Genomic DNA, 3,770 nt, shown 5'->3' on the forward strand with positions numbered 1-3,770 from the left:
ATAGAAACAGAAGCCACTGGAGCACCTCAAAAACACCATCATACACTAAATCAGTAAGTTGGCAGCATCACCCTTTTTTTGCTTTCAATAAGTATGACTGGATGCTTGAGTCGGGAGGAAATATTTGCAGTATACCTTCCGTTTCAGGCGAAGATCGTATATTGCAAGCAATGATTGCAGCATTTTTTCTTCTTACGCCACTTATTATTCTTATCTTAAGAAAACTCTTTATGCGGGAAATGTTCGAGTTTTGGGTATATGTATTCTCGCTCGGTATTTGTCTGGTTTGTGGTTGGTGGCTTTTTTGGGGACGGTTTATATTTTGCTATTAGTAAAATCTATGAGAGTCGTTTTAACGGCTCTCATAGACAGAGAAGTTACCAGCTTACCTTCGCCTCAAATCCACCTTGTTCCGCATTCCCAAATTCAACATTCATGCCATGCAATTTGGCGATTCGCTGGACAATCGATAGCCCAAGCCCGCTGCCGGTAGCGGTTTGTCCGGGTGGGCGATAGAAGCGTTCGCCAATTCGCGCCAGTGCCTCTGGTGTCACACCGGGGCCGTTATCCCTCACGATGAAATTATCAGCATTCAGCGTGACGTCTACCACGCTGCCCTGTGGACTGTAGCGCACGGCGTTATCCAGCAAATTTCGCACCAACAAACTTAGCAATAGCGGTTGCCCGGTGCGTTTGATGCTGTGGGCATTGAGTGTCAGTCGCACGTCAATTTTCGCCTGCTGCGCCGTGTGGTAAATATCCATCACCGACGATTGCAGGAGATCTTCAAGCGGGATCTCCGCGACGTCCTGAAGGTTATCCAGTGAGTCCAGCCGCGATAGCGTGAGCAGTTGATCAACCAGACGAGTAGCGCGATCGATCCCGGAATGTAATTGGAGCAGTGCTTTTTTCCGCGCCTGCGGATCATCGTCAGAGAGCTGCGCAACTTCGGTTTGCACTTTCAGCGCCGTTAACGGGCTACGAAGTTCGTGAGCTGCGTCGGAGGTAAAGCGTCGTTCACGAACCATCATCGCATGTGTGCGGGCGAACAGTTGATTTAGCGACTCAACCAGTGGCCGCACTTCGCTGGGTACGCCAGTCGCGTTTAGTGGTTTTTCCGAGTCAGGGTCACGCATACGTAGTGCCAGCGCCAGTTTGTTCAGCGGCGCGAGTTCACGACCCAGTAGTACCATCATGATGATTAACATAATCGGCAGTGCGACCAGCCACGGGATCAATTGCCCGGCAACAATCGCCAGCGCCATGTCTTCACGGTATTCCCATTCCTGGCCAACAACGATGCGATATTTGCCATCAGGTGAGGTCATCCAGACAAAACGCCAAGGATCGTCTTCACCGACCAGTTGCCCGTCAGCAAAACCTTCCCGTTGATAGCTATAGGGAATATCTTCTCCGTTATCGCCATCATTAAGGACCATTCTGCCGTCGTGGGTAAAGATGGCAAAGGTCAGCGCATCGTCATCAACATGACCGTGTTTTAATCTATTTGGCGTCTGTGCCATGCGATCCGCCGCGTTGATTTCGTTGAGATCGAGCGTACTTAACCGCTTGGCAAACAGCATCAGTTGGGTGTCGAACAATTCATCGACGTTATCCGTTGTTTGTTTCCAGGCGACAAAGCTGGAAAGCAGCCAGGTCACCGAGGCCAGAATTAAAAAGATTAGCGTCAGCCTGACGCGCAGACTAAGACGTTGGGTAAATTTCATTTCTCACCTAATGTGTAGCCAATACCATGCACGGTACGAATAAAATCACTACCGAGTTTGCGTCGCAGATGATGCACATGCACTTCAACGGCATTACTGGTGACCTCTTCGTCCCAGGTATACAGTTTCTCTTCAATCAGTTTGCGCGGCAGTACCCGACCAGCGTTACGCATCAGTAATTCCAGCAGGGCAAATTCTTTTGGTTTCAGTGTTAAGGGTTCGCCAGCCAGCGTGGCGATACGTTTGCCGGGGTCGAGCATGACGTTACCGTGGCGCAGCTCGTTGCTGGCCTGGCCGTTGGTTCGGCGCATCAGAGCTTCCAGCCTGGCGGCGACTTCTATCAACGCAAAAGGTTTACACAGATAATCGTCAGCTCCCAGACGCAGCCCTTCTACACGTTCCGCCAGCGCATCGCGCGCGGTCAGGATCAGTACCGGCTCACGCTGACCTTTTTCTCGCCATTCGCGCAAAATATCGCGACCATCCATGCCTGGTAAGGTTAAATCCAGGATCACCGCATCATAAGGTGCGCTATAAAGCGCCTCTTTTCCCTGACGACCTTGTGTAAACCAGTCGACGCTAAAACCCATTTTACTAAGGCCCGTTTTGATGCCGTCGCCAATCAGCATGTCATCTTCTATCAGTAAAATTCGCATTTTTTCATCCCTGCGATAACCGTATTTGCTGCCAGTAAACCGTGTTGTAACGCGCTCTGTACAGCACTAAATTTTATTTTTTTCCCTTAAGAAGTTGTTAAGGACTATCTTGTTAAATGCTCGGAAACAGACATTAAAGGGAGTAATAAACATGAAAAAATTCGCAGCAGTAATCGCAGTAATGGCCCTGTGCAGCGCACCGGTGATGGCAGCAGAGCAGGGCGGTTTTTCTGGCCCATCGGCAACGCAAAGTCAGGCCGGAGGATTCCAGGGGCCGAACGGCAGCGTAACGACTGTAGAAAGCGCAAAATCCCTGCGTGACGACACCTGGGTAACCCTGCGCGGCAATATCGTTGAACGCATCTCTGACGATCTCTACGTGTTCAAAGATGCCAGCGGTACTATCAATGTTGATATCGACCACAAACGCTGGAACGGCGTGACGGTGACGCCGAAAGATACGGTTGAGATTCAGGGTGAAGTCGATAAAGACTGGAATTCTGTTGAAATTGACGTCAAACAGATCCGCAAAGTAAATCCGTAATTGTTACCGCTCCCGGGACGCGTTCCCGGGAATAATTTCGCAGGGAGGCAAAATGACAAACCTGACACTGGATGTAAACATTATCGATTTCCCATCAATACCTGTGGCGATGTTGCCGCACCGCTGTAGCCCTGAATTGCTCAACTACAGCGTGGCGAAATTTATCATGTGGCGTAAAGAGACGGGGCTTTCTCCTGTTAACCAAAGCCAGACTTTTGGCGTCGCCTGGGACGACCCTGCCACCACCGCACCGGAAGCGTTTCGCTTTGATATCTGCGGCAGCGTTAGCGAACCGATTCCCGATAATCGTTATGGTGTGAGCAATGGTGAACTTACCGGTGGACGTTATGCCGTGGCCCGCCACGTTGGCGAGCTGGACGATATTTCACACACGGTATGGGGCATCATTCGCCACTGGCTGCCTGCAAGCGGCGAGAAAATGCGTAAAGCACCGATTCTGTTTCACTACACCAATCTTGCCGAAGGGGTGACAGAGCAGCGACTGGAAACGGATGTTTATGTGCCGTTGGCGTGATGTCTGACTCCAGCTTCCCTTATAAATTCCTGCTTCAAACTGGCGCTACTAATGCGCCACTTTCTTATATGGTCAATCACTTTCCTTAAAGAATACGTTTTGTGTGGTCACTATCTCCGTACATCTAACTAACCTTTTAGGTGCTTTTTCATTGCTGTAATTAACCTTTTAGGTTATAACTAAAGTAACAGGGAGGCGGGGGTTATGGAAAAACGCACACCACATACACGTTTGGGTGATGCTGCCAACTTACTGATTTAGTGTATGATGGTGTTTTTGAGGTGCTCCAGTGGCTTCTGTTTCTATCA

Annotated in this window: 5 protein-coding genes; 3 read left to right on the top strand and 2 right to left on the bottom strand. The window is 49.8% G+C overall.

The window, feature by feature from the left end; genetic code table 11:
• Positions 1-332, top strand: a 332-nt coding sequence (locus RTW80_RS22950; RefSeq protein ID WP_312720343.1) for a DUF2645 family protein, incomplete at its 5' end; no start/stop codon positions are given.
• A 45-nt stretch (positions 333-377) separates the two neighbouring features.
• On the opposite strand, the gene qseC is transcribed toward RTW80_RS22950, so the two are convergent.
• Positions 378-1,727 carry a quorum sensing histidine kinase QseC gene (gene qseC, locus RTW80_RS22955; RefSeq protein ID WP_000673402.1) on the bottom strand — a complete coding sequence of 450 codons (1,350 nt, stop codon included), beginning with the start codon at positions 1,725-1,727 and terminating at the stop codon, positions 378-380.
• Complete coding sequence (gene qseB / locus RTW80_RS22960) at positions 1,724-2,383, bottom strand: quorum sensing response regulator transcription factor QseB (protein WP_001221493.1); 660 nt, start codon at positions 2,381-2,383, stop codon at positions 1,724-1,726. The genes qseC and qseB overlap by 4 nt, the downstream gene beginning before the upstream one ends.
• Positions 2,384-2,534: 151 nt before the next feature.
• Here qseB and ygiW point away from each other — a divergent pair, with 151 nt between their 5' ends.
• Entirely contained in the window at positions 2,535-2,927 is a 393-nt protein-coding gene (ygiW, locus tag RTW80_RS22965; RefSeq protein ID WP_000712658.1) for an OB fold stress tolerance protein YgiW, read from the top strand.
• Between the two features lie 52 nt (positions 2,928-2,979).
• Complete coding sequence (locus RTW80_RS22970; protein WP_000183505.1) at positions 2,980-3,462, top strand: GyrI-like domain-containing protein; 483 nt, start codon at positions 2,980-2,982, stop codon at positions 3,460-3,462.
• Positions 3,463-3,770 lie beyond the last annotated feature (308 nt).

The organism is Escherichia sp. AM3 (assembly GCF_032029835.1).
Lineage (GTDB): Bacteria > Pseudomonadota > Gammaproteobacteria > Enterobacterales > Enterobacteriaceae > Escherichia > Escherichia coli.

Excerpts from the sequence above, each read along its gene's own strand:
- qseC (WP_000673402.1), bottom strand. The coding sequence starts at position 1,727 with ATGAAATTTACCCAACGTCTTAGTCTGCGCGTCAGGCTGACGCTAATC.
- qseB (WP_001221493.1), bottom strand. The coding sequence starts at position 2,383 with ATGCGAATTTTACTGATAGAAGATGACATGCTGATTGGCGACGGCATC.
- ygiW (WP_000712658.1), top strand. The coding sequence starts at position 2,535 with ATGAAAAAATTCGCAGCAGTAATCGCAGTAATGGCCCTGTGCAGCGCA.
- RTW80_RS22970 (WP_000183505.1), top strand. The coding sequence starts at position 2,980 with ATGACAAACCTGACACTGGATGTAAACATTATCGATTTCCCATCAATA.